Here is a 25,016-nt window from a genome sequence, read left to right as displayed (position 1 = left end):
ATTTTTGCTATACAAGTTATATAATATGAAGAGAAAATTAAAAGTAAAAATGCCACTAATAGTTATTAGTGGTATATTTATTTTACTGATTGTATTTATTAATTATCCTATTAATACTATAGGTAAATCAAATTATGAAAGGCTAAAGGCATGTTTAAGGTCATTAACCAATAATAATTATAGTGTATACGGAACAATAAGAGTAAGTGATAAAAATGAAGATGTGTTATTATTAGAAAATATGTCTCTTCTGTATAAAGGGGTTATTAGAAATTCTGACAATAAATTAAAATTAGATTTAACACTTAGTGTTGATGATCTACAAGAGAATAAGATTATAGGGAATATTTATAGGATTGATGATAAATTGTATTTTCAATTTCCAACTATAGAAAAAAATTATTACTTAGACATAGGAAATAACCATAATATGGATAACATTAATTTTGAGAAAGTGAAAGAAATAGTAAATTATATAGATAGTGAAAAAATAATCAAATCCAGAAGTTCTATATTAACAAATGATAAATTTATAGAAATCATGACAAATAAAATCTCTACTATATTGAATAAAGATGATATGGTTACAATTATGGATATTATTACTATTAATGGAGATTATGACTTCAACCGAAAATTGGATAAGCTTAATATAAATGATTTTCATATTACTTTTAATTCTTATATAGACAATAGAGATTACATTAAAAAAGAAGAGATAATATTTGAAAATAATGATTTGGAATTAATGTTAACATGTTATTTGGATAATTACAATAAAGTTAATGACATACAAATTGAAGATTTGTCTGATAATTACTCTAATATAAAAGATATTAAAGAAAATGATGTGTTAGAACTTATATGGAATATGTTATTTGAAGAATAGTGTTAATGATTATACTTATAACTGGTATATTTATCCTATAAAATTTTATATTTATTGAAATTATTGCCTTTTTACTATATAATTTAAGGAGATTCATTAAGTGATTGGAGAGGGGGCTAATATCATAATGAATGTTGAAAAAATGGAAAACTATCTTAAAAAAATCAGATCAGTTCAAGGATGTAAAGTAGTTATTGACGAGAATGATTGTATTGATGAAATTCACATAGTATCTGATCTGAGAAGAAATCCTAAGCAAATCTTAAGAGACATAGAAGCAATTCTTATATCTGAATTTGACATTTCTATTGATTATAAAAAAGTTAGTATTGCCCAAATAAAAGGAGATACAGTAAGACAGGATTCAGACCCAAGACTTAAAATTAAAAGTATAGAATACAATAATAATGGTACCAATGTTGAAGTTCGAGTTGTTTTGGAAAGATGTGGACAAGTATTTGAGAGTAGTATGTCTGGTATAAATACATCAAGTAATATTAATAGAATTCTTGGAAATACTGTTTTAAAAGCTGTTGAAAAATTCTTAGAGATAGATGATGTTTTTGTATTCGAAGATGCAAGAAGAGTCAATTTATCCAATGTAGAAGTTATGGTAGTTAGTATCTCATCTCAATTAAAGGGTAGAGAAGAAATATATACAGGTTCAGCTAAAATTGGGAATGATTCTAAAGAAGCTCTTGCAAGAGCAACAATGGATTCAATAAATAGGCATATTTTACAGCTGATATATTAGTTATGAGAGGTCGACTAATTTAAATGAGAGGTATCAAAATTTTTCAATTGAATAGACTAGCGGAGTGGAATATAGCCTGCTATATAGCGGATTAGCAGAGATAAAGATAAGGGAGGCTATATTCAATGAAAAAAATTATTGTAGCTTTAGTAAGCTTATTATCATTAGTTTTATCAGCAGGTGCTTGGATAAGCGTTTGGTAGGATACATATAAATGATTAGTCGGCTTTTTATATATGGGGGTATAATAATGAAAGATAAAAAAGGTATGCTAATATATATTATATTAATGAGCATATTAGCAATTATTGTTTTATATTTCCTTTATGATAATTATGAGATTGAAGCAGTTGAAGATATAATATTCTGGGGACTTCTTGCAACTGTAACAGAAACGTTGCTAGTATCTTTTCCTTCTGGGGTAGCTGTCTCTGTTGGACTTGCAGTAACTGTTACAACTATGATTATATGTGGACCATTAGTAAGTGCTATCTCTACAGGTATAGGATTTATATTTAGAATGCCTATAATAGAAGGGGAAAGAAGACATATATTCAATACTAAGATTTCAAGAACAATATTTAATGTATCACAAGTTATTGTTGTTATTGGTATTGCCGGGGAAATACTCTATGGTGTACTGGGTTATTCAAAAGGTACGCTAACAACTCTGTCGGATCTTATTCCAGCGGTACTAATAATAATTTTAACTTGTGAAATTATGAATTCACTTTTAGTAGCAATAATGATTTATTTTATTCATGGTAGAAATATCATCGAAACCTTCAAAAACAATATAAAAGGTATTGTTCCAAATCTATTAGGTATTAGCGCTCTAGGAATAATAATGGCTCTTGCAGATATTAAATATGGTAAAGGTGTAATTGTATTGTTCTTTGCTCCTCTTCTAGTTGCTCGATATTCTTTCAAACTTTACTTTGATTCCCAAACAATGGCTATGGAAACGATACATGCACTTAATGATGCATTAGAAGTAAAAGATGCATATACAGGAGGACATGCCAATCGAGTTCAAGATTATGCAGTAAAACTTGCAAAAGCAAGTGGAATGAAAAGAAAAGACGTAGAGATGATAAGGACAGCTGCACTATTACATGATATAGGGAAAATCGGAATACCTGATACCATACTTAATAAAAAAGGTAAATTGACTAAAGAAGAATATGATATCATAAAAGAACACCCTGTTATGGGAGCAAGAATACTTAACAATGTTGATTCACTAAAAGATATATCAGATATCATTAGGCATCACCATGAAAAATATGATGGAACGGGATATCCCGATTCATTAAAAGGTGTTGATATTCCTATAGAATCAGCTATTCTAGCAATAGCAGATAGCTTTGATGCAATGACAACAGATAGACCATACAAGAATGCTATGCCTTCATTTGAAGCCCTGGAGGAATTAAAGATTAATAAAGGTACTCAATTCAATCCAGGGTTGGTAGATAAATTTATAAAAGTAATGTACGAATAATTTAATAATGTAAATGTAACAATTAAAGAATTTTGTTTTAAAGGCTTTGTAGAGTAACTAAGAAAGAAAAAATAAAACATTTCTCTCTTTTATCTACAAAGCTTTTGATTAGCTATCAGTATATAATGAAATAAAAATTTTAGTGAATATTAAAAAGGTGATAACATGATAATAGAAGGTATAATACTATCAATTATAATTGGATATATAAGAAAAGGAAGACTTAAAAATCTAGAAAACATACAAATCAAAGCTTGGTATTTAATTATTATAAGTTTATTACTTCAAACACTAGCAGTCAGGTATACAAACTATCTAAAAACAAATAATACAATTTTTTATCTCTTACATATATCTTCGTATATAATATTACTTATTCCACTGATAATCAACCACAAATTAATATCAATGAGATTATTAACTATAGGCACCATCCTTAATTTAATACCAATAGCATTAAATAATGGACAAATGCCTGTTGCCTTGCCTCAAGGTCTAAACGCTACATTTGACAAGGGACATGTATTAGCTACTACCACTACCAAAGCATACATACTATCTGATATAATCCCTATCCTCAAACCGTATCCATTACCAAAGATTATCAGCATTGGAGATATATTTCTATTAGTAGGCATATTCTTAATTATCCAATATGCAATGTTTAAAAAAGATTAATGTTAAGTAATCAATTTTAGTATATAATTAGTTTAATCCACTCATATGTATATAATTACGTTTTATGCAGACCGATCCTTCATTCTTTTATCTTATTTTCTTAAGATAAAGTCAATAATTAAACTTTCCCAACTTTAAATTAATGCAGGTAAATAAAGGGTTATATAATACGAACGTAGCCTACCGTTAATCATAAAATTAAAATCTTTAAATAGATTTAACGACAAATTATCACCTTTTTATACAATTAAGTTACAATTTGTTAACAATTTAATTTGTCGACTACTGTTAAACCTACAAGAAGTTTGTGGTATAATACCTTCAAGGAGTGATAATTGATGAGAAAATCAGTCAAAGTTGTAATGGTACTCATGCTTATAGCATTAATAGGATTTTTCGCTTATCATTACATAATTGATATGTTACCAAATTTTGAACAAGCTAACATAGAAGAAATTCTACCCAAATATCAAAAAGGACGTATATCAGTTATTGTAGAAGATAGGAATATTGAAACAGACTATTCGCCAGAATTTGTTGATGAAGTACTATATTTACCTGTGAATTTAATAAATGAATATATAGATCCATATTACTATTGGGACGAAAAAGAAGTTACGTTGACTTACACTACAAAAAACAAAGTTATAAGAATGAAAAATGATGATCTCACATATTTTGTAAATAATGAACCTTTACAGTTGGACATGCCTATCAAGACATTCAAAACGGATATGGCTTATGTGCCGGTAGATTTTATAATGCAGTTTTCTCATATACAATCTGAATATAATAAGGACTTGAATATTCTTACAATTGATTATGTTGATAACAAATATCAAACATCCAATGTTGCTAAAGAAAAAGCATATATAAGAATAGATACAAGTGAAAAAAGCAAGGTTGTAGAAAAATTATCTACAAATGATCAATTAAGAGTTTATGAACAAATACCAGACGGTTGGGTAAAAGTAAGAAGTAAAAGTGGGTTGATAGGTTATATGAAAAGAAATGATCTAGGTGCAATAAAAGATATTTATCCTAATTTAGAAAAACTTCAAGAAGAACCAGAATACAATAATAATAAGAATGTTGAAGGTTTAATTAATATTGCATGGGATAACATAGGACATATTGACGCTAACAATTATATAAAAGATAGATTAGAAGGTGTAAAAGGATTAGATGTTATATCTCCGACTTGGTTTTCTATAAAGAATTCTGAAGGGGACATAAGTAACATTGGTAGTAATGAATATGTAAAATATGTAAAATCTCAAGGATATCAGGTGTGGGCACTTTTTAAAAACGAATTCAATAAGAAGATTACGCATGATGTGCTAAGCAGTACTGAAAAACGTGAAAAAGTCATAAAACAAATATTAGCATTGGCCTCAATCTATAATCTAGATGGTATTAACATAGATTTTGAGAATGTAGCCAAAGAAGATGGAGTATATTTTGTGCAATTTATTAGAGAGATAACTCCTTACTTGAAAGAACAAGGGTTAGTTGTTTCTGTAGACACATATGTACCATCTGCTTGGACTGCCCATTATAATAGAACGGAAATTGGTAAAGTGGTTGACTATGTAATAATTATGGCATATGATGAACATTGGTCTACATCGGAGGAAAGTGGTTCTGTGGCGTCTATAGGATTTGTTGAGAATGGTTTATTAGATACCTTAAAGGAAGTACAGAAAGAAAAAGTCATTTTAGGATTGCCTTATTATACACGTCTCTGGAGAGAAGAAGAAACAGATGGTATAGTAAATGTGACTTCAAAGGCTTATAGCATGGATAGAGCTAGAAAAAAAATGGACGACAACGATGTGGAGCTAGTATGGAATGATGATGTCAAACAATATTATGGAGATTATAAAGAAGATAATATCGTATATAAAATGTGGTTAGAAGATGAACGTTCAATTGAAGAGAAGGTCAAGCTTGCGATAGATAATGAGATTGCAGGAGTTTCTGGTTGGACAATTGGTTTAGCGAAAGATAAAGTATGGGATGTCCTAGTGGATTATCTAAAGAAATGAAGGTAAAATATAGGATATATGCATAAATGGTATGTCTTAATTAATATATTTATAAAAAACTCTTGGTGGATATATGATAATAATCATTAAAAAAACTCACGTATTGATGTGGGTAGTTTCATTAATAGTGTTGATATTTTTAATAGCAACTATATTGTATGCCAACAAAGTAATTAATGTATTTTCTAGTGTTGAGGATAAAAATATTATTGTGGTGGATGCAGGGCATGGAGGTTTCGATCCTGGAAAAGTTGGTGTTAATGGAGAATTGGAAAAAGATATTAACCTATCTATTGCTATAAAACTGAAAGATTACTTAGAATATAGTGGTGCACATGTTATTATGACGCGTGAAGATGATAATGGGTTATATAATGAATCGAGTAGCAATAAAAAAAGAGAAGATATGAATAAAAGAAAAGAAATAATTAATTCAAGTGGAGGAGATATATTAGTTAGCATACATCAAAATAGTTTTTCTCAACAGAAATATAAAGGTGCACAAGTTTTTTATTTCAATTCTTCAGATGAAGGGAAAACATTGGCACAATGTATACAACAAGAAATCAAGACTTTTGTGGATAACAAAAATAATCGTCAAGTAAAAGACAGTGATTCATATTTTATATTGAAGCAAACAAACATTCCAGGTGTTATAGTAGAATGTGGATTTTTATCTAATTATCAAGAAGCTGAATTATTGAATACAGATGTTTATCAGGATAAAATTGCATGGGCTATTTACATTGGTATCATAAAATTTTTAGATGAAAATTAAATTTAAGGCTGTCTTAAAACACATTTAAATGGTAGGTTGAATGCTAGAAATATGTATTTTAAGACAGTCTTAATTTAAATTAAGGAGGTGCGTTGGATGAACAGATTTAGAGCTTTTTTCAATAGCATAGTATTTGTCATCATTTCTAAGCTGATACAAATACTAGCTGTTTTTATTGCGGGTATTTATTTTACAGTAAGATTTCCTATGGTTAGAGATAATAAACAAGATCTGAACAGTTTTTTTGAATCGAATTCTTTATTGATTACCTTAATTGCATGGGTAGTCACATTTAGTGTTTTTCTAATAATCTATCTAGTCAGTAAGAAGAATATGGCATATGAAACCAAATTAGATAAAGGACTTTCGATTAAAATGGTAATCATATGCATAATCTGTGGAATAGGTATTAATATATCAATTGATGGTATACTAACATTAATAAATATCTACGACTTAGTACCAAAATATGAACAACTGATGACTAGTATATCCAATAATGAGTTTTATGCGACTATAATATGTGTAGGAATACTTTCTCCTATTTTTGAAGAATTATTATATAGGGGAATTATATTAAACAAATTAAGAACGGGATTCAGTGTTTTTGGAGCCGTAATGATACAAGCTATATTTTTTGGTATAGGTCATATGAATTTAGTTCAAGGTACATATGCATTTCTGATTGGTATCATATTTGGTTATGTGGTCATATGGACTGGAAGTTTATATAGCTCAATCATTCTTCATATAACAATTAATGTTCTTAGTGCGGTTATCACTAATGTACAGATTCAGAATATGGATTTTAACTACCTTATAACAATTATAGTTACTGGAGTATTATTGACAATAATAGGGTTAAGAATAATATATGCCATGAGACAAAATGAAGAGAATAAAGTTACGGAGTTCATGGATTAATGGTATAAAGTGAAAAGAATATTATTAATTAGGTTGCACTTTTAATTTAATAAATATATGGTATAATGGTTAAGAAAATATAAAATCATTTATGGAGACATTACTATGGAGACAATAATTCGCAGAGTAGACGTTAATAATATTGATAATAATATAATTGTAGAGGCAGCAGAAATATTAAAAAAAGGACAACTAGTTGCATTCCCCACTGAAACAGTATATGGAATAGGGGCTAATGCTTTGGATATTAACGCAGTAGAAAAAATATATAAAGCAAAAGGAAGACCTTCTGATAATCCGTTAATTGTACATGTTGCTGATAAGGAAGATGTTAAAAGATATGTATTGAATATTAATTCTACAGCCCAAAAATTAATGGACGAATTTTGGCCAGGACCTTTAACTCTAATTTTTGAAAAAAAAGATATCATTCCTGATAAAATAACAGGAGGGCTTTCAACGGTAGCTATTAGAATGCCTTCTCATGTAATTGCAAGAAATATAATACGATCTTCAGGGCTACCTATAGCCGCTCCAAGTGCTAATGTATCTGGAAAACCAAGTCCCACAAAGGCTGAACATGTAATAAATGATCTATCTGGAAAAGTGGATATGATTGTTGATGGTGGCTTTTGTAAGATTGGTCTTGAATCTACGGTAGTTGATGTGTCTGAAAGTGTTCCAACAATCCTAAGACCAGGTGGAGTAACAAAAGAAATGTTAGAAGATGTTATAGGTTTAGTTAAAGTGGATCCGGCTATTAAATCAAACAATAAGGATATAGTTCCAAAAGCACCTGGTATGAAATACAGGCATTATGCGCCCAATGCAGATTTAACTATATTTAAAGGGGAAACTCATAATGTGATTTCTCATATAAATAATTTGGTTAGTATGGAAGAAGAGAAAGGAACTAAAGTAGGTATTATAGCTACTAAACAAACCCAAAATGATTTTGAATGTGTTAATATAATAAATATAGGAGATAAAAAAAATCCTAAAGAGATAGCAGCTAATTTATTTAAAGTGCTTAGAGACTTTGATGATATGAATGTAGATGTAATCTATTGTGAAGCTTTTTCAATAAAAGACATCGGTACAGCTACTATGAACAGGTTAATGAAAGCAGCTGGTAATAAAGTTATAGATATTGATTAGAATCTTCAATCATATAAGGTGATACTATGAAAAAAATTATTTTTGTGTGTACAGGTAATACTTGTAGAAGCCCAATGGCTGAAGCATTAGCCTATAAGAGCTTTATTGATAATAATATTGATATAAAAGTTATGTCAAGAGGAATACTTGTAACCTTTCCTTCACCAGCCAGTGAATATGTTGTTGAAGTAGTAGAAAAGGATTATCCAGAAATCGTTAAGCATACGGCTACTATTTTTACAGAAGATGAAGTTGATGATGGAACATTAGTTCTTACTATGACAGACAGACATAAAGATTATCTGCATATGAAATATCCAAGAATCAAGAAACATGTGATAACGTTAAAAGAATACTTAGGTGATATAGGTGATATAACGGATCCATATGGCAATTCAAAAGATGTTTATGTTAAATGTGCAGAAGATATTAACTTATTAATTAGCAAATTAGTTTTTAAAATTAAAGATATGGAGGAATTATCATGATAGCAATTGGTAGTGACCACGGTGGATTTCAATTAAAACAAGAAATTATTGAATATTTAGAAGCTAATAAGGTTGAATATAAAGATTATGGATGTTATGATGAAAAATCATGTGATTATCCTGATTTTGCAAAAAAAGTTTGTAATGCTATTGTAAATAAAGAATGCGAAAAGGGAATACTAATATGTGGAACAGGTATCGGTATTTCAATAACAGCTAACAAAATAAAAGGCATCAGAGCAGCATTGTGCCATGATTGCTTTTCTGCAAAAGCAACTAGAGAGCATAATAATGCTAATATATTAGCTCTTGGTGGAAGAATTGTTGGTAGTGAATTAGCAAAAATGATTGTTGATATATTTTTGAATACAGAGTTTTCTAATGATGAAAGACATATTAGAAGAATAAATAAAATTGAATCAAATTAATTTATGGGGGAAAACATATGAGACCATCTTGGGATGAATATTTTATGGATATTGTTGAAATTATTAAAGGGAGATCAACTTGTCTAAGAAGAAAAGTAGGAGCTGTCATAGTAAAAGACAGACGAATTCTTACAACAGGTTATAATGGTGCACCATCTGGTTGTAAGCATTGTGAAGAAGTGGGATGTTTACGAGAAGAATTAGGTATTCCTTCTGGTCAGAGACATGAACTCTGTAGAGCTTCTCATGCTGAACAGAATGCAATAGTACAAGCTGCTATGCATGGAGTTTCAATTGATGGTGGTACTATATATGTTACAGACCAACCATGTGTAATATGTTCCAAGTTAATTATTAATGCTGGTTTGAAAAGAGTAGTTTTTAAAGGATCGTATCCAGACGAACTCTCCATGGAGCTTTTAAAAGAAGCAGGCATTATTGTAGATAAATATGAATAAGCTTTTTAAAGGGGAGATGGAAGAAAATGTTTGATTCTCTAAAAGGCATAGATAGCAACTTAATTTATATCATCGCTTTTGTAATTGCCTTTGCCATAGCGTGTTTAACTACACCACTTAGCAAAAAATTTGCTTATAAAGTTGGTGCAATCGATATGCCAAAAGCTAGAGGTATGCATACAAAACCAATGCCTTTAGCAGGAGGAATTTCTATTGTACTTGGATTTATAATAACAGTAGCTATCATTGCTCCTTCAATTGATGATTTAGAATTAAAACATTTAATTGGATTGATATTAGGTGGAGCTGTAATTACAATCGTTGGATTGTTGGATGATATTTATGATTTACCAGCTAAGTTGAAATTGTTTTTCCAAATATTAGCTGCTTTGATTGTAATATTTACAGGAACTACGATCCAAGCAGTAAGCTGGCCATGGGCACCTCATGGTGTTATTTTACTTGGTTCTTTTAGTAATGTTATAACAATTATTTGGATTATAGGTGTAACTAATGCAGTTAATCTGATAGATGGGCTAGATGGTCTAGCTACAGGAATATCTTCTATTGCAGCGTTATGTTTGATGTTTATATCTATATTACATGGTGAAACAACTGCTATACTTTTAACAGCTGCCCTTGCAGGTTCATGTTTAGGCTTCTTACCTCATAACTTTAGTCCTGCAACTATATATATGGGTGATACTGGTTCAACCTTTTTAGGATTTACTTTGTCAGTGATTTCTATTCAAGGACTTATTAAAAGTTATACTGCAATAACAATCATCATAGCTGTTTTAATATTAGGATTACCTATTTTTGATACATTTTTCGCTATACTTAGAAGATTAGCTAATGGAAAACCTGTTATGCAGGCGGATCGGGGTCATCTCCATCATAGACTTGTGGATAGAGGTTACAGCCATAAGAGAGCGGTACTTACATTGTATGGTATTAGTGGAGGATTTGGTATAGCAGGAATCCTTATTGCTATGAATGATATTGCTTTTGCTATTATAATTATAGCTATAATAATTGCAGTGTGGTTACTTGATACTATAGTTAGAAAAATCAAAGCAAAAGAAAAATAAAAATGCTATGTTTGTAATATATCATAAATAAACGCCATTATTTATATGGTTCATGGGAAATTGAATATTGATAAATCTAAAAAAGCTATCTCAAAAAAACTAAGGAGATAGCTTCAAAATTATTATAATATGTTTGTTATTTAACTATGTCATTAATGAGGGATATTGCTTTTTCTTGATCAGATGCATATATTAGGTAGGAAATATCAACTTCAGATGTTGTAATCATCTTGATGTCTATATCAGCATCATATAGGATGGACATAGTTTTTGCGGCTATTCCAGGTTGGTATTTCATTTCTTCATCGTATAAAGATATTTTAGTATTGTTGGAATTAACATCAATACGCAGACTTGGAATATCTTTTTTGTAAAATTTAAGCGTTTGTATAGCGTTGAATAATACATCGTCTTGTAGAGTGAAAGATATACTGATTTTTCCTTTTAATGGAGATGTTTGGCTAATCATATCTACATTAATATTAGCATTTGCTAAAGAAGTGAATATTTCTGCAATACTTTTATCATTAATAGGTATATTAGCTAATGTAATAAGTGTAACATTTTGTGTAATGTTAAGTTTACTAATAATTTTATCCATATAATCACTCCTATCAATTGAAATTAACAATTTTAAATATAAGAATGATTATAACACATACTCAACAGGGTAACAAATAGTATTTTTTATAAAAATCAGTTTTTAATACCTACATAAACAGTGAACTATTAATATAAATAAAATATTATGTAGTATATACTTAAAAAATTGTAGAATGTAAACAATATTCTTAATATAACTGTAATATTTATCTAAAATATTTTGCATACAATGTAAATTGGTTGTATAATATAAAATGAATTGTTAAAAGGAATGGAATATTGTTACAGTATTATAGGAAAACTTAGATATATAGGAGGAAGTATTAATGTCAAAAATAAAAGTTATGAGTATTTTTGGAACAAGACCTGAAGCTATTAAAATGTGTCCTGTTGTAAAAGCTCTAGAAAAATGTGAAGATACTGAGAGCATCGTATGTGTAACAGCTCAACATAGAGAAATGTTGGATCAAGTACTTGAAGTTTTTAATTTAACACCAGATTATGATCTTAACATCATGAAAGAAAGACAAACACTTGCTCAGATTACTACTAGAGCATTAGAAGGACTTAATAATATAATTAGTGAAGTTAAACCTGACATAGTACTTGTTCATGGAGATACAACAACTACTTTTGTCGGTTCTTTAGCCGCATTTTATAATAAAGTCAATGTAGGACATGTAGAAGCAGGACTTAGGACATATAACAAATACGAACCATTTCCAGAAGAAATGAACAGGAAATTAACAGGATGTTTGACTGATTTCCATTTCGCTCCTACCAACACAGCAAGAGAGCATTTATTGAAAGAGGGAGTTGCAGAAGATATAATTCATGTAACAGGTAATACAGTTATAGATGCTTTGAAAACCACTATTAAAGATAATTATAAATTCAAAAATGATGTACTTAATCATTTGGATTATAAGAATAAAAAAATTATTGCTATGACTGCTCATCGAAGAGAAAATCTAGGAGAGCCTCTAGAAAATATTTGCAAGGCTGTCTTAAGGATAGTTGAAGATTATGAAGATGTAGAGGTTGTATATGCAGTACATCTCAATCCAGCGGTTAGAGATGTGGCTAATAGGATATTGGGTAATAATGAAAGAATACATTTATTAGACCCTCTAGAAATGCAGGATATGCATAATCTATTGAACAATTCCTATTTGGTTTTGACTGATTCAGGTGGATTACAGGAAGAAGTTCCTTCTATGGGTAAACCTGTTTTAGTACTAAGAAATGTTACAGAAAGACCTGAAGGGGTTGAGGCAGGTACATTAAAACTTGCAGGAACAGAAGAAGATACTATTTATGACTTAGCTAAATCATTAATCGAAGATGCTGACGAGTATAAGAAGATGGCAAATGCTGTCAATCCTTATGGTGATGGAAATGCGTCTGATCGAATTGTTGATATTATCATAAATAGATTAAAATAGATGCACATATATGTTTATGTTTTTTGCTTTTTCTATTTCATATTATAATTTGTAGGTAAATTGTAAAAAAATAGATATTGCTGTAGACATACGACGAAATCATGCGTATAATACTTTATTAAGAGGGAGAAACTCATGAAGTTTAATCCAAATATAATGAAAAGCTTATCTTTATTAACACAAATAGGTTTTTTGATGGCGATACCTATCATTGGCTGTATTCTTCTAGGAAGTTATCTTGACGAAAGATTTGATACAGGTATAATATTTCTTATTATATTCACAATTTTAGGTGCGTTGACTGCCTTTCGAAATTTATACGTCATAGCTATGAATAGTAGTAAAAAGAGAAAGAAGGACTCTTGATATGAATTCAGAAAAATCAATAATTATTCCACTTACAATTAAAATCACTATCATAGTAGTCCTTTCATTTATTATAGGCTTATTTTTTGTTGATAATATCATGGCTTATGGTAAAGGTCTTTTACTTGGAGGAATATTTTCCATTCTTAAGTTAAAACTAATGGAAGTAACATTCAAAAAAGCTTTAAGCAAACCTCCGAGGGCAGCCCAAAGATATGCAAATTTTCATTACTTTTTAAGGTATTTATTGACTATTCTAGTATTGGTTGTTGGAGCGTTAGAACCAACAATTAATTTAGTAGGTGTTATTATTTCACTTGTATCTGTGAAATTAGCCGCATATTGGCAAGGATACATAGAAAAACCTACACCAAAAGATGGCTCTGTAGAATTCGTTGAATGGGAAGATGATGAAGAAGAGTCGGATTTTTAACGTTTCCTATAAGGAAAGGAGGGTTAAATGATGGATATTGGTATTCATGTTGTTAAAACCGTAAAAATATTTGGTTTTGATTTATGGATAACTGAATCAATGGTAAATGTATGGTTAATAGGACTAGTTCTTATAATTGCAGCATTAATCATAAGAAGAAAAATTTTAAAGCCTAAAAAAATTCCAGCAGGTGTGCAAAATGTTATTGAATGGATTGTTGAACTATTAGATAAATTTACAATATCTACAATGGGTGAAAAAGGAAAGAAATTTTCATCTTTTTATGGATGTATGTTCATATTCATTTTGGTATGTAATTTATCTGGATTATTAATAGGACCTACTTTCAATAATGGAAGATTCGATATTAATTTTCTAAGACCTCCTACTGCTGATGCATCAGTCACATTTGCATTGTCCTTGATTACATTTTTTATGGTACAAGGATTCGGAATTAAAGTTAAAGGTGTTGGAAAATGGGCAAAAGGATTAACAGAACCATTATGGCCAATGACACCACTTAATGTTATTGGAGAACTTGCTAATCCTGTATCACTTAGTTTCCGTTTGTTCGGTAATATATTAGGTGGTACCATAATCATGACTTTATATTATAATTTACCTTGGTTTGCATTAGTTGGTATACCAGCAGCATTACATGGATATTTTGATTTGTTTGCGGGTGTATTGCAGGCATTCATATTTGTTATGCTAAGTATGACTTTTGTATCTAGTGCTATGGAATAAACAATACAAATTATTAATATTAAGTCTAAAAAATAAGCGAGGTGAGGTCATGAACGGCATACTTGATTTGCTAATAGGTTGGATGGCACATGTTGACAAAAGAGCATTGATTCTAGCCTTTTCAGCAATTGGTGCTGGTATAGCTATGATAGCAGGAATAGGTCCTGGAATAGGACAAGGATTTGCTGCTGGTAAAGCTGCTGAAGCGGTTGGAAATAATCCAGAAGGTGGAAGACCAGCGACAATCGTTATGTTATTAGGTTCAGCAGTAGCCGAAACATCAGGGATATTTTCCTTGGTTATAGCAATTATTATGTTGTTTGCCAATCCTTTAGTAACACGTGAAGGTATTGGAATCGTATTAGCAGCTAGTGCATTAGGTGCAGGGCTTGCTATGGTAGCAGGAATAGGTCCTGGAATAGGACAGGGATTTGCTGCTGGTAAGAGTGCTGAAGCAGTTGGTAAAAGACCTAAGTTGCAGAGTCCTATCGTAAGAACAATGTTATTAGGTCAGGCGGTAGCCCAAACAACTGGTATCTATGCACTAATAATTGCGTTAGTATTATTATTTGTTAATGTTTTAAAATAAAAATAAATGTTAAACAAAATATAAAATTTATATAACAGGAGGATGTTAAAATGGAACAAATTGATGGAAAAGCGTTGATATTAGCATGTTCAGCAATTGGAGCAGGTTTAGCGATGATAGCAGGTATAGGTCCTGGAATAGGACAAGGTTTTGCAGCTGGTAAAGGTGCAGAAGCTGTAGGAAGACAACCAGGAGCTCAATCAGATATTTTAAGAACTATGTTATTAGGTGCAGCAGTAGCCGAAACAACAGGTATTTACGGATTAATTGTGGCGATTATATTATTATTTGCTAACCCACTAATTTCAAAATATATGAGTTTAATTGGCTAATATATGTGAAAGGGAGTTATAGTCCCTTTCACTCCTTAATGAAAGGAGGAAAGATAAGCTTATGTACTTAGCAGAAGGTATTATAGAAAGTTTTATAATAAACTTTGATGCTCAAATGGTAGCTTCTATTCTTCTACATGCTATTAGTATACTTATATTATTTTTTATACTAAGCAAATTACTGATTAATCCAGTAAGAGAAGCTTTAAAGAAAAGAAAAGACGGTATAGCTAAAGAATATAATTTCATAAAAGACGAAAAGCAAAAAGCTACTGAGCTTGAGAAAGAATATAAAGCAAAATTAGCTAATATCAATAAAGAAGCTGATATGATCTTAGAAGAAGCTAGAAAAAAAGCTCAATTAAAAGAACGTGAAATTATTAAAAATGCAGATGATGAAGCAGCTAGACTTATGGCACGAGCTAATAAAGAAATAGAACGAGAAAAAGATAAAGTTAAAGATGAAATTAAAGGTGAAATGATAGAAGTTGCTAAGATTTTGGCAAGCAAATTTGTGGCATCGTCTATTGATAAAAAAGCAAGTGATAAGTTACTTCAAGAGACTTTAGATTCAATAGGTGAAGAAACATGGCTGAATTAGTAGCTAAACGATATGGAACAGCTTTGTTTGAGCTTGCCGTAGAAACAAATAAAATTGATGTTGTAGAAGATCAATTGAAATCCCTGAAAGAAATTCTACTAACGGAAAAAGAGTTTATTAGAATTTTGAATCATCCAAAAGTAGTTGTTGAAAACAAGATCGCTATGGTAGAAAATATTTTTGATGGGAAAATCATAAAAGATATATTAGGTCTTTTGGTTATAGCTATAAGAAAAGGAAGAGCTGATGACCTATTAGATATTATTCAATATTGCCTTGATGAAATTGACAAGCTAAATGGAAACGCAAAAGCCTATGTAACATCTGCATCAGAACTAACTGATGAACAGTTAGAAAGTATTAAAAGTAAACTAGAAGAAACAACTAAGAAGAAAATATTACTTCATTCAAATGTAGATGAGAGTTTAATAGGTGGATTAGTAATCAGAATTGGTGATAGGATTATTGATAATAGTATAAAGGGTAAAATTGAAGCTATTTCAAAAGAATTATATGCTATTCAATTAGGTTAAAAGTGAATATACTTTATTTACAGAAAGGCGGTGGAACCTTACCATGAATTTAAGACCTGAGGAAATTAGTTCAGTAATTAAAGAACAAATTAAAAGATATAAAACAGATTTGGAAGTAAGTGACGTTGGAACTGTTATTCAAGTTGCTGACGGTATTGCACGTATTCATGGCCTTGAAAGAGCAATGTCCGGAGAGCTTCTAGAATTTCCAGGTGAAGTATATGGAATGGTACTTAACTTAGAACAAGACAATGTTGGTGCAGTTTTGATGGGTTCTGATAAAAATATTAGTGAAGGCGATATTGTTAAAGCAACAGGTAGAGTGGCAGAAGTTCCTGTAGGGGACGCACTTATCGGACGTGTTGTTAATGCATTAGGACAACCAATCGACGGAAAAGGTCCAATCAATACGGATACATACCGTAAAATAGAAAGGGTTGCACCTGGTGTTATAACAAGAAAATCAGTTGATACACCTTTACAAACAGGTATCAAAGCAGTAGACTCAATGGTTCCAATTGGAAGAGGACAACGTGAGTTGATTATAGGAGATAGACAAACAGGTAAGACTGCTATAGCTCTTGATACTATAATCAATCAAAAAGGACAAGACGTATTATGTATATATGTAGCAATCGGACAAAAAGCATCAACTGTAGCAGGACTAGTTAAGACATTGGAAGAAAATGGTGCTATGGATTATTCAACTGTTGTTGCAGCAACAGCATCTGAACTTGCTCCATTACAATATATTGCTCCATATGCAGGTGTAGCAATAGGTGAAGAATGGATGGAAAACGGTAAGGATGTACTTATCATATATGACGACTTATCCAAACATGCAGTTGCATATCGTGCACTGTCATTACTACTTAGAAGACCACCAGGACGTGAAGCATATCCAGGTGATGTATTCTACCTTCATTCAAGACTCCTAGAAAGAGCGGCAAAACTTTCAGAAGAGTATGGTGGCGGTTCAATTACAGCCTTACCTATAATTGAGACACAAGCAGGAGATATCTCTGCATATATACCAACAAATGTTATTTCAATTACAGATGGTCAGATTTTCCTTGAAACAGAATTATTTAATGCAGGTGTTCGTCCTGCTATCAACCCAGGGTTATCTGTATCAAGAGTTGGTGGTGCTGCACAGATAAAAGCTATGAAAAAAATTGCAGGACCAATTCGTGTTGAGTTAGCTCAATATAGAGAACTGGCTGCATTCGCACAATTCGGTTCTGATTTAGATAAAGAAACAAAAGAAAGACTTGACCAAGGTGAAAGAATTATTGAAGTTCTTAAGCAACCTCAATATAAACCTATGTCAGTAGCGCATCAAGTACTTATATTATACGCTGCTACTAAAAAATATTTAATGGATATACCTGTATCTGAAATCTTGAATTTCGAAGCAAAACTTATTGAATTTGTTGATACTAAATATCCTGAACTTGAAAAAGAAATAAAAGGTAAAGCTGGAATGGATGAAAAACTAGACAAAAAAGTTGCTTCAGTTATTGAAGAATTTAAGAGTGGATATAAAAACCTAAGTAAAGAGGTGTAGCTTTATGGCTTCAATGAGAGATATTAAGCTAAGAAGAAATAGTATACAAAGTACTCAAAAAATTACAAAAGCCATGAAATTAGTTGCTACTTCCAAACTTCAAAAAGCTAAAGTAAGAGCTTCTGAATCAAGACCTTTTTTTGAAAAGATGCAAGAGACTATAGGTTCCATTCTAGAACGAAGTAATAGTGTTAATCATCCGTTTTTAACTAAAAGAGAGGTTAAAAATAAAGGATATATTGTTATTACATCCAATAAGGGTCTTGCAGGTGGATATAATTCTAATATAGCAAAACTTGTAATGAAAGATTGCAACAAAGAGAATGCTAAAATTGTAGCAGTAGGTAGAAAAGGTGCCGAAAACTTCAAAAGGAACGGTTATGAAATCATTAAACAGTACAATGATGTTATAGAGCAACCTATTTATAAAGATGCAGTACTTCTTGGAGAGAAACTATTAACAATGTACAAAGAAGGTATAATTGATGAAGTCTATGTAGCATATACTTCTTTTATTTCAGCACTTACACAGGAACCTAAGCTTCTGAAAATTCTTCCTGTCAATACAGAAGAATTTGAAAAGACAGGGGAGAAAAGTAGTGATATGATGACATATGAACCTTCACCTGAAGAGGTACTTGAACAAGTTATTCCAAAGTATATTAATAGTATTATATTTGGGGCTCTTAGAGAATCAGTAGCAAGTGAACATGGTGCAAGAATGACTGCTATGGATTCAGCTACAAATAATGCAGACGAAATGATTGAAGATTTATCCCTTGAGTATAATAGAGCTAGACAAGCTTCTATTACTCAAGAGCTTTCAGAAATCGTTGGTGGTGCAGAAGCGATTAAGTAAAGGAGTGAAATAATAAATGGCAGACAAGGCAGGAAAAATATCCCAAATTATTGGTGCCGTTTTGGATATAAAATTTACAGGACATCTTCCAGCTCTTTATAACGCTATTGTAATCAAAAAAGATGATGGAACAGATGTAATAGTAGAAGTTGCACAGCATCTTGGAGATGATATAGTAAAATGTATAGCCATGGGTGCAACTGATGGTTTATCAAGAGGTATGGAAGCAATTGATACAGGAAAACCAATAACTGTACCAGTTGGTGAAAAAACATTAGGTCGTATTTTTAATGTTACTGGACAGGCTATTGATAATAAGCCAGCTCCAAAAACAAAACACAGTTGGCCTATTCATAGAGAAGCGCCAAAATTTGAAGAACAAGTTACAGAAACAGAGATATTAGAAACAGGGATAAAAGTTGTTGACTTATTATGTCCATATCAAAAAGGTGGTAAAGTTGGTCTTTTTGGTGGTGCAGGTGTAGGAAAAACAGTTCTTATTCAAGAACTAATTCGTAATATAGCAACAGAGCATGGTGGATACTCAGTATTTACTGGTGTTGGTGAAAGAACAAGAGAAGGAAATGACCTATATAATGAAATGGCTGAATCTGGTGTTCTTGATAAAACTACCATGGTATTCGGACAAATGAATGAGCCACCAGGAGCAAGAATGCGTGTAGGTTTAACTGGACTTACAATGGCTGAATACTTCCGTGATGAAGGTGGACGTGACGTATTATTATTCATTGATAATATTTTCCGTTTCACACAAGCAGGTTCTGAGGTATCGGCTTTGCTAGGACGTGTGCCTAGTGCTGTTGGTTATCAACCAACACTTGCTACAGAAATGGGTGCGTTGCAAGAGCGTATTACATCAACCAAAAGTGGTTCAATCACATCAGTTCAAGCGGTATATGTGCCTGCTGATGACTTGACTGACCCAGCTCCAGCGACAACATTTGCCCATCTTGACGCAAAAACAGTATTATCACGTGCCATTGTTGAACGTGGTATTTATCCAGCTGTAGATCCTCTTGATTCTTCATCAAGAATCCTTTCACCTATGGTTGTAGGGGAAGAACATTATAGTGTTGCGAGACGTGTACAGCAGATACTTCAAAGATACAAAGAATTACAAGATATTATAGCGATTCTTGGTATGGATGAGTTATCAGAGAATGATAAACTTATTGTTGCAAGAGCTAGGAAAATACAATATTTCCTATCACAACCATTTTTTGTAGCAGAAAACTTTACTGGTAAAGAAGGAAAATATGTACCATTAAAAGATACCATTCAAGGATTTAGAGAAATCCTAGAAGGTAAACATGATGATATACCAGAAAATGCATTCTTGATGGCAGGGAATATTGATGATGTTCTTGCCAGAGTATAGTAGGTGATAAAATGGCTGATAATAAATTTTTATTACAAGTTGTTACACCAGAAAGAGTATTCTACGAAGATAATGTTGATCGTGTAGAATTCAAGACCAGTGAAGGAGATATTGGAGTATATGCTAACCATATACCGTTAACTACACCAGTGGTAAGTGGTATGATGGTAATAAAGAATGATTCGAAAGAAGAAAAAGCAGCAATCCATAAAGGATTTGCAGAAGTTACTCCAGAAAAAGTAACAATTCTAACAGATGCGGCAGAATGGCCACATGAAATTGACGTAAAAAGAGCTGAAGAATCTAAATTAAGAGCAGAGAGAAGATTGAAAGCTGATAAAGCTGAAATTAATGAATTGAGGACTAAAGCGGCCCTTGCAAGATCCACTGCTAGACTTGAAGTTAGTAAATATGAAGAACCAGAAGAAAAGTAAATGTTTTTCATAATTTAGAATTTATAACTATAGATAAAACACTTGTTGCGTGTTTGTTCTATAGTTATTTAATTTAAATAATTATAAATTGTATTATGTTGTTGATATTGCTGAATATAGAATGTATATATTAGCAAAAATGGTTGATGTAATAAATTTAATATGGCATAATAAACCATATATGCTTAAAAATTGTTATTATATAAGAAATGACAATCTGAAGCTATAAAAAAATGTAAAGGAAGTATTTTTATGAGGAAGAGTATTAAAGTATTGTTATCATTAGTTCTTATTATGACACTATCTGCAACGGTATCTGCAAGTTCATTAATAAGAGAAATAGCAGGGAAAGAAGACAAAGGGATTATAGTAAAGTATAATAATCAATTTCAAGATTTGAAAGACGATAATGGAAATTTCGTATATCCAGTAGTCATCAATGACTCTCCGTATCTTCCAGTTAGAGCGATATCAGAGATATTAAATGCAAATATTACATGGGACGGAAAAACAAAAACTATTTTTATTACAGAAAACAGTAATAAAAAAGATCTAGACAAATGCAATCTATCTAAAACAAAAAAAGGTATGTTAACATTTAATGGAGAAACAATAAATTGTTACCTTGAGGCTAAATTTGAAGATAACAAATGTAGCTGTACGGCTACAACCGACAAAGATGTAGATATTTGCGTAATTGTAAAAGCAACTAGGGATGAATCAGGTGATACTATGCTCTCAAATGAAAGTGATTATGCCGATACTAGAAGCGGATCAAATACATTAACATTTGAAGATTATGATAATGCCAAAGCATGGGCGAAATTCACTAAAGGGGATAAGAGCATTGAATTATCTATAGATAAATATCCATTATTATCAACAACGTTATCAGCAAATGAGTTGATAAGAGATATAACAGGAAAAGAAAACAAAGAGATAACAGTAAATTACAATAACAAAGTACAAGATTTAAAAGATGCTAATGGAAATCCTGTATATCCAGTAGTTATCAATGACTCTACATATTTTCCAGTTAAAGCGATATCAGAGATGTCAGGTGCAGATATTACATGGGATACTGAATCAAAAACTATTTTTATTACAGAAAATGGTATTAAAAAAGATTTAGATAAATGCAAAAAAGGTTCAATGATAGTTAATGGAGAAATCATAAATTGTTATCTTGAAGCTGAATTCGATGAAAACCAATGTAGCTGTACAGCAACAACTGACGAAGATGTAGATAAAATTTGGATAATTCTAAAAGCAAAGGATGGTAGCGGTACTCAAACTTTGGAAACCGAGAAGGCAAATATAAGAGACATTTCACGAACAATGATGTTAGAAGGTTTTAAAAATGGCAAAGCATGGGCTAAATTCTTTAAAGGGGATAAAAGCATTGAATTGATAATAGAAAAAAAATCATTATAGGTACTCAAATAATACATATAGATATTTTTTTAAAAAAGAGTGTTGCTCACTGCCACATGACGATGGAAGTATGCAGCACTTTATTATCGTTCATATCAAATTAAGGAATCAAAAGAAAACTAAATATTTTTCTATGAGTTTATAACTACAGATAAAACACCAATCATATATTTGTTATATAGTTATTTCATTTGCTTAATTATATATTATATTATGTTATTGATACTGCTAAATATAGGATGCTTATTGATAAAAATAGTTGATGTAGTAAATATAATATGGTAAAATTAGCCATATATGCTTCAAATAATCATTTTTCAACACTAACTTACATTTTTTGAAGCTAAAAATAAAAAAACAAGTAAAGGAGCAAATTTATGAGGAAGAGTATTAAAGTAGTATTATCATTAGTTCTTATTTTTACACTATCAACAACGTTATCAGCAAGTTCATTAATTAGAGATATAACTGGAAAAGAAAACAAAGGGATAACAGTAAAGTACAATAATCAAGTTCAAAATCTGAAAGACGGTAACGGAAGTCCAGTATATCCAGTAATTATTAATGGTTCTACATATCTTCCAGTTAGAGCGATAGCAGATATGTTAGGTGCAGATATTACTTGGGAAGGAGAAACAAAAACAATCTATATTACAGGAAACAAAGATGTAGATAGTGCTGTACCTACTGATTTACCATCTACTACTAATAATAATAGTTCTAATTCAAGTAAGAAAGAAACAAGCAAACCACAAGAAAATACTTCATCTAGTCAATATCCAGCAACAAGTAATGCAGGAACAAAAGATGATCCAATTGAAATGAGAACATCATATACATACAATTACACTGATGGATGGGAAAATAATGTTACAAATGCAGATTATACAGTGACTATTACAGATGTTGATCCTCTTACTAGAGATGATATAGAAGATCTAGGGTTTCAAAAACCTGAAGAAAATGCTTTATATGAGTATGTTATGGTTACTATAAAGGTAGACGTTAATAATGCAACATATGAAGGAGAAAATTCTTACTATCTAAGTAATTATTTACCACAGATTAATAATGTCGAGACTAACGAAGGAAATTGGGTTGTAGGTCATTGGCATTTTGGTTTCAAAGGATGTTTAAAAGATGCAGTTGAAAATGTAACAACTTCAGGTAAGTATGACATGATGAAGGTTCATCCAAATGAAAGCAAAAGTTACAGTGCTGAAGGTAATGTTATAGTTACAGTAATTAAAAATTCAAAAAATCTTTTATCCATAGAAGATGGAGATAATTCACGTGATCTTGCTTATTTCAAATTATATTAAGATATTATAAGTATTTAAATAAAATATAATATGTACAAAGAAAAGACAAAATAGGAGTGAATAAGATGAGAAAAAGTATAAAAGCAATAGTATCATTAGTTCTTATTTTCGCATTGTCAACATCTCTATCAGCAAGTTCATTAATTAGAGATATAACAGGAAAAGAAAATAAAGGAATAACCGTAAAGTACAATAATCAAGTTCAAAATTTAAAAGACGGTAATGGGAACCCAGTATATCCAGTAATCATCAATGGTTCCACATATCTTCCAGTTAGAGCAATAGCAGATATGTTAGGTGCAGATATTACATGGGAAGGAAATACGAAAACAATTTATATTACAGGAAATGGAGCTAAAAAAGATGTAGACGGTGCTGTACCTACTGATTTACCTTCAACTGGTAATAGTAGCAGTTCCAATGCAAATAAACAAGAAACAAGTAAATCACAAAATAATACTTCATCATCTAATCAATTTACAGCAACTAGTAATACAGGAACATTTGAAGATCCAATTAATCTAGGAACTGCATATTCATATAATTATAATACAGGATATGGAAATAATATTGCAAATGCAGATTATACAGTAACTATTAAAAATGTTGAACCTATAACTAGAGATGATATACAAGATTTAGGTTTTGTAAGACCAGATGAAAATGCTATAATAGACTATGCTATGATTACTATAAAAGTAGATGTTACTAATGCAACATATCAAGGAGATGAAGACTATTACTTTTTGAGTATGTACGAGCCTAGGATTTTCAATATTAAAACTACCGAAGGAAATGGTATGGTTAGTGATATGGATTTTGGGTTTAATGGTTGTTTAAGTAATGCAATTGATAAAGCAACAAGATCATCAGAAAATAAGATGATGGTGGTGCATGAAAATGAAAGTAAAAGTTATAGTGCTGAAGGTAATGTGATAGTTGGTGTGTATAAGAATTCAAAAAATCTTTTAAGCATAAAAAATGGAGAAGACTATGACGATCTTGCCTATTTTAAATTATATTAAATAATCTAAAAAGCTGATAAAGTCATACTATAAAGAGTGGATTGAATTTTTTTCCACTCTTTTTATGATTTCTAAATTATATCGTATTAACCAAGTCTATTTATATAATAATATTATTATACTAATAAT

28 protein-coding genes and 1 pseudogene are annotated in these 25,016 nt (G+C 30.8%); 28 read left to right on the top strand and 1 reads right to left on the bottom strand.

What is annotated here, in order from left to right:
• Positions 1–25 precede the first annotated feature (25 nt).
• The 12 genes from QMG30_RS15620 to QMG30_RS15565 all read left to right on the top strand — a co-directional run bounded on the left by QMG30_RS15620 (position 26) and on the right by QMG30_RS15565 (position 11,198).
• Positions 26–889 (top strand): hypothetical protein, encoded by an 864-nt coding sequence (locus QMG30_RS15620; RefSeq protein WP_281816955.1) that lies wholly within the window; start codon positions 26–28, stop codon positions 887–889.
• A gap of 127 nt (positions 890–1,016) precedes the next feature.
• On the top strand, positions 1,017–1,643 hold the full coding sequence (locus QMG30_RS15615) for a hypothetical protein (RefSeq protein WP_281816952.1): 627 nt from the start codon (positions 1,017–1,019) through the stop codon (positions 1,641–1,643).
• Positions 1,644–1,893: 250 nt separating this feature from the next.
• Positions 1,894–3,147 (top strand): HD-GYP domain-containing protein, encoded by a 1,254-nt coding sequence (locus tag QMG30_RS15610; RefSeq protein WP_281816949.1) that lies wholly within the window; start codon positions 1,894–1,896, stop codon positions 3,145–3,147.
• 165 nt (positions 3,148–3,312) lie between these two features.
• Positions 3,313–3,825, top strand: coding sequence for a DUF5317 domain-containing protein (locus tag QMG30_RS15605; protein WP_281816947.1), 513 nt, complete (start codon positions 3,313–3,315; stop codon positions 3,823–3,825).
• Positions 3,826–4,163: 338 nt separating this feature from the next.
• The gene (locus QMG30_RS15600; protein ID WP_281816945.1) at positions 4,164–5,873 is read left to right on the top strand and encodes a glycosyl hydrolase family 18 protein; all 1,710 of its coding nucleotides are present in this window, start codon (positions 4,164–4,166) and stop codon (positions 5,871–5,873) included.
• A 73-nt stretch (positions 5,874–5,946) separates the two neighbouring features.
• Complete coding sequence (gene cwlD, locus QMG30_RS15595; protein ID WP_281816943.1) at positions 5,947–6,651, top strand: N-acetylmuramoyl-L-alanine amidase CwlD; 705 nt, start codon at positions 5,947–5,949, stop codon at positions 6,649–6,651.
• 96 nt (positions 6,652–6,747) lie between these two features.
• Positions 6,748–7,575 carry a CPBP family intramembrane glutamic endopeptidase gene (locus QMG30_RS15590; RefSeq protein WP_281816942.1) on the top strand — a complete coding sequence of 276 codons (828 nt, stop codon included), beginning with the start codon at positions 6,748–6,750 and terminating at the stop codon, positions 7,573–7,575.
• A gap of 105 nt (positions 7,576–7,680) precedes the next feature.
• Complete coding sequence (locus tag QMG30_RS15585; protein WP_281816940.1) at positions 7,681–8,733, top strand: L-threonylcarbamoyladenylate synthase; 1,053 nt, start codon at positions 7,681–7,683, stop codon at positions 8,731–8,733.
• A gap of 26 nt (positions 8,734–8,759) precedes the next feature.
• Positions 8,760–9,221 (top strand): low molecular weight protein arginine phosphatase, encoded by a 462-nt coding sequence (locus QMG30_RS15580; RefSeq protein WP_281816938.1) that lies wholly within the window; start codon positions 8,760–8,762, stop codon positions 9,219–9,221.
• On the top strand, positions 9,218–9,649 hold the full coding sequence (gene rpiB / locus QMG30_RS15575; RefSeq protein ID WP_281816935.1) for a ribose 5-phosphate isomerase B: 432 nt from the start codon (positions 9,218–9,220) through the stop codon (positions 9,647–9,649). The genes QMG30_RS15580 and rpiB overlap by 4 nt, the downstream gene beginning before the upstream one ends.
• A 17-nt stretch (positions 9,650–9,666) precedes the next feature.
• Complete coding sequence (locus QMG30_RS15570; protein WP_281816932.1) at positions 9,667–10,107, top strand: deoxycytidylate deaminase; 441 nt, start codon at positions 9,667–9,669, stop codon at positions 10,105–10,107.
• A gap of 26 nt (positions 10,108–10,133) precedes the next feature.
• Positions 10,134–11,198: a glycosyltransferase family 4 protein gene (locus tag QMG30_RS15565; protein WP_281816930.1), complete on the top strand. Its 1,065-nt coding sequence runs from the start codon at positions 10,134–10,136 to the stop codon at positions 11,196–11,198.
• A 136-nt stretch (positions 11,199–11,334) separates the two neighbouring features.
• Here the strand turns inward: QMG30_RS15565 and QMG30_RS15560 are convergent, their stop codons facing one another.
• Positions 11,335–11,799, bottom strand: a complete 465-nt coding sequence (locus tag QMG30_RS15560; RefSeq protein ID WP_281816928.1) for an ACT domain-containing protein — start codon at positions 11,797–11,799, stop codon at positions 11,335–11,337.
• Between the two features lie 328 nt (positions 11,800–12,127).
• On the opposite strand from QMG30_RS15560, the gene wecB reads away from it, so the two are divergent.
• The 16 genes and pseudogenes from wecB to QMG30_RS15480 all read left to right on the top strand — a co-directional run bounded on the left by wecB (position 12,128) and on the right by QMG30_RS15480 (position 24,887).
• Positions 12,128–13,246 (top strand): non-hydrolyzing UDP-N-acetylglucosamine 2-epimerase, encoded by a 1,119-nt coding sequence (wecB, locus tag QMG30_RS15555; RefSeq protein WP_281816926.1) that lies wholly within the window; start codon positions 12,128–12,130, stop codon positions 13,244–13,246.
• 135 nt (positions 13,247–13,381) lie between these two features.
• Positions 13,382–13,612 (top strand): AtpZ/AtpI family protein, encoded by a 231-nt coding sequence (locus QMG30_RS15550; protein ID WP_281816925.1) that lies wholly within the window; start codon positions 13,382–13,384, stop codon positions 13,610–13,612.
• 1 nt (position 13,613) lies between these two features.
• Entirely contained in the window at positions 13,614–14,045 is a 432-nt protein-coding gene (locus QMG30_RS15545) for an ATP synthase subunit I (protein ID WP_281816923.1), read from the top strand.
• A gap of 30 nt (positions 14,046–14,075) precedes the next feature.
• Entirely contained in the window at positions 14,076–14,792 is a 717-nt protein-coding gene (gene atpB / locus QMG30_RS15540; protein WP_281816920.1) for a F0F1 ATP synthase subunit A, read from the top strand.
• Between the two features lie 82 nt (positions 14,793–14,874).
• Positions 14,875–15,129: pseudogene (locus tag QMG30_RS25165) on the top strand (ATP synthase Fo subunit C); the annotation flags it as partial.
• Positions 15,106–15,381, top strand: a complete 276-nt coding sequence (gene atpE, locus QMG30_RS25160; protein WP_281817025.1) for an ATP synthase F0 subunit C — start codon at positions 15,106–15,108, stop codon at positions 15,379–15,381. The pseudogene QMG30_RS25165 and the gene atpE (QMG30_RS25160), both read left to right, overlap by 24 nt.
• Before the next feature lie 50 nt (positions 15,382–15,431).
• Complete coding sequence (atpE, locus tag QMG30_RS15525) at positions 15,432–15,713, top strand: ATP synthase F0 subunit C (RefSeq protein WP_113673125.1); 282 nt, start codon at positions 15,432–15,434, stop codon at positions 15,711–15,713.
• Positions 15,714–15,774: 61 nt separating this feature from the next.
• Positions 15,775–16,314: a F0F1 ATP synthase subunit B gene (gene atpF / locus QMG30_RS15520; RefSeq protein WP_281816919.1), complete on the top strand. Its 540-nt coding sequence runs from the start codon at positions 15,775–15,777 to the stop codon at positions 16,312–16,314.
• On the top strand, positions 16,302–16,847 hold the full coding sequence (gene atpH / locus QMG30_RS15515) for an ATP synthase F1 subunit delta (protein WP_281816918.1): 546 nt from the start codon (positions 16,302–16,304) through the stop codon (positions 16,845–16,847). Before atpF ends, atpH begins: the two co-directional genes overlap by 13 nt.
• A gap of 43 nt (positions 16,848–16,890) precedes the next feature.
• Positions 16,891–18,414, top strand: coding sequence for a F0F1 ATP synthase subunit alpha (atpA, locus tag QMG30_RS15510; protein ID WP_281816917.1), 1,524 nt, complete (start codon positions 16,891–16,893; stop codon positions 18,412–18,414).
• Between the two features lie 4 nt (positions 18,415–18,418).
• Entirely contained in the window at positions 18,419–19,273 is an 855-nt protein-coding gene (gene atpG, locus QMG30_RS15505) for an ATP synthase F1 subunit gamma (protein WP_281816916.1), read from the top strand.
• Positions 19,274–19,289: 16 nt separating this feature from the next.
• The gene (gene atpD, locus QMG30_RS15500) at positions 19,290–20,672 is read left to right on the top strand and encodes a F0F1 ATP synthase subunit beta (protein ID WP_281816915.1); all 1,383 of its coding nucleotides are present in this window, start codon (positions 19,290–19,292) and stop codon (positions 20,670–20,672) included.
• A gap of 11 nt (positions 20,673–20,683) precedes the next feature.
• The gene (gene atpC, locus QMG30_RS15495; RefSeq protein ID WP_281816914.1) at positions 20,684–21,106 is read left to right on the top strand and encodes an ATP synthase F1 subunit epsilon; all 423 of its coding nucleotides are present in this window, start codon (positions 20,684–20,686) and stop codon (positions 21,104–21,106) included.
• A 252-nt stretch (positions 21,107–21,358) separates the two neighbouring features.
• Positions 21,359–22,540: a stalk domain-containing protein gene (locus tag QMG30_RS15490; RefSeq protein WP_281816912.1), complete on the top strand. Its 1,182-nt coding sequence runs from the start codon at positions 21,359–21,361 to the stop codon at positions 22,538–22,540.
• A gap of 377 nt (positions 22,541–22,917) precedes the next feature.
• The gene (locus QMG30_RS15485) at positions 22,918–23,862 is read left to right on the top strand and encodes a copper amine oxidase N-terminal domain-containing protein (RefSeq protein WP_281816911.1); all 945 of its coding nucleotides are present in this window, start codon (positions 22,918–22,920) and stop codon (positions 23,860–23,862) included.
• 65 nt (positions 23,863–23,927) lie between these two features.
• Positions 23,928–24,887 carry a copper amine oxidase N-terminal domain-containing protein gene (locus QMG30_RS15480; RefSeq protein ID WP_281816910.1) on the top strand — a complete coding sequence of 320 codons (960 nt, stop codon included), beginning with the start codon at positions 23,928–23,930 and terminating at the stop codon, positions 24,885–24,887.
• Positions 24,888–25,016 lie beyond the last annotated feature (129 nt).

This window comes from Vallitalea longa (assembly GCF_027923465.1).
Classification (GTDB): domain Bacteria; phylum Bacillota; class Clostridia; order Lachnospirales; family Vallitaleaceae; genus Vallitalea; species Vallitalea longa.
Note: the sequence above shows the minus strand (reverse complement) of the source record. Positions and strands in the feature narration are given on the sequence as shown.

Excerpts from the sequence above, each read along its gene's own strand:
- atpC (WP_281816914.1), top strand. The coding sequence starts at position 20,684 with ATGGCTGATAATAAATTTTTATTACAAGTTGTTACACCAGAAAGAGTA.
- atpH (WP_281816918.1), top strand. The coding sequence starts at position 16,302 with ATGGCTGAATTAGTAGCTAAACGATATGGAACAGCTTTGTTTGAGCTT.
- atpB (WP_281816920.1), top strand. The coding sequence starts at position 14,076 with ATGGATATTGGTATTCATGTTGTTAAAACCGTAAAAATATTTGGTTTT.
- QMG30_RS15580 (WP_281816938.1), top strand. The coding sequence starts at position 8,760 with ATGAAAAAAATTATTTTTGTGTGTACAGGTAATACTTGTAGAAGCCCA.
- QMG30_RS15560 (WP_281816928.1), bottom strand. The coding sequence starts at position 11,799 with ATGGATAAAATTATTAGTAAACTTAACATTACACAAAATGTTACACTT.
- QMG30_RS15590 (WP_281816942.1), top strand. The coding sequence starts at position 6,748 with ATGAACAGATTTAGAGCTTTTTTCAATAGCATAGTATTTGTCATCATT.
- QMG30_RS15485 (WP_281816911.1), top strand. The coding sequence starts at position 22,918 with ATGAGGAAGAGTATTAAAGTAGTATTATCATTAGTTCTTATTTTTACA.
- QMG30_RS15615 (WP_281816952.1), top strand. The coding sequence starts at position 1,017 with ATGAATGTTGAAAAAATGGAAAACTATCTTAAAAAAATCAGATCAGTT.
- QMG30_RS15620 (WP_281816955.1), top strand. The coding sequence starts at position 26 with ATGAAGAGAAAATTAAAAGTAAAAATGCCACTAATAGTTATTAGTGGT.
- atpE (WP_281817025.1), top strand. The coding sequence starts at position 15,106 with ATGTTGTTTGCCAATCCTTTAGTAACACGTGAAGGTATTGGAATCGTA.
- atpA (WP_281816917.1), top strand. The coding sequence starts at position 16,891 with ATGAATTTAAGACCTGAGGAAATTAGTTCAGTAATTAAAGAACAAATT.
- rpiB (WP_281816935.1), top strand. The coding sequence starts at position 9,218 with ATGATAGCAATTGGTAGTGACCACGGTGGATTTCAATTAAAACAAGAA.
- QMG30_RS15605 (WP_281816947.1), top strand. The coding sequence starts at position 3,313 with ATGATAATAGAAGGTATAATACTATCAATTATAATTGGATATATAAGA.
- cwlD (WP_281816943.1), top strand. The coding sequence starts at position 5,947 with ATGATAATAATCATTAAAAAAACTCACGTATTGATGTGGGTAGTTTCA.
- atpE (WP_113673125.1), top strand. The coding sequence starts at position 15,432 with ATGGAACAAATTGATGGAAAAGCGTTGATATTAGCATGTTCAGCAATT.
- wecB (WP_281816926.1), top strand. The coding sequence starts at position 12,128 with ATGTCAAAAATAAAAGTTATGAGTATTTTTGGAACAAGACCTGAAGCT.
- QMG30_RS15565 (WP_281816930.1), top strand. The coding sequence starts at position 10,134 with ATGTTTGATTCTCTAAAAGGCATAGATAGCAACTTAATTTATATCATC.
- QMG30_RS15585 (WP_281816940.1), top strand. The coding sequence starts at position 7,681 with ATGGAGACAATAATTCGCAGAGTAGACGTTAATAATATTGATAATAAT.
- QMG30_RS15570 (WP_281816932.1), top strand. The coding sequence starts at position 9,667 with ATGAGACCATCTTGGGATGAATATTTTATGGATATTGTTGAAATTATT.
- atpF (WP_281816919.1), top strand. The coding sequence starts at position 15,775 with ATGTACTTAGCAGAAGGTATTATAGAAAGTTTTATAATAAACTTTGAT.
- QMG30_RS15490 (WP_281816912.1), top strand. The coding sequence starts at position 21,359 with ATGAGGAAGAGTATTAAAGTATTGTTATCATTAGTTCTTATTATGACA.
- QMG30_RS15610 (WP_281816949.1), top strand. The coding sequence starts at position 1,894 with ATGAAAGATAAAAAAGGTATGCTAATATATATTATATTAATGAGCATA.
- QMG30_RS15545 (WP_281816923.1), top strand. The coding sequence starts at position 13,614 with ATGAATTCAGAAAAATCAATAATTATTCCACTTACAATTAAAATCACT.
- QMG30_RS15600 (WP_281816945.1), top strand. The coding sequence starts at position 4,164 with ATGAGAAAATCAGTCAAAGTTGTAATGGTACTCATGCTTATAGCATTA.
- QMG30_RS15550 (WP_281816925.1), top strand. The coding sequence starts at position 13,382 with ATGAAGTTTAATCCAAATATAATGAAAAGCTTATCTTTATTAACACAA.
- atpG (WP_281816916.1), top strand. The coding sequence starts at position 18,419 with ATGGCTTCAATGAGAGATATTAAGCTAAGAAGAAATAGTATACAAAGT.
- QMG30_RS15480 (WP_281816910.1), top strand. The coding sequence starts at position 23,928 with ATGAGAAAAAGTATAAAAGCAATAGTATCATTAGTTCTTATTTTCGCA.
- atpD (WP_281816915.1), top strand. The coding sequence starts at position 19,290 with ATGGCAGACAAGGCAGGAAAAATATCCCAAATTATTGGTGCCGTTTTG.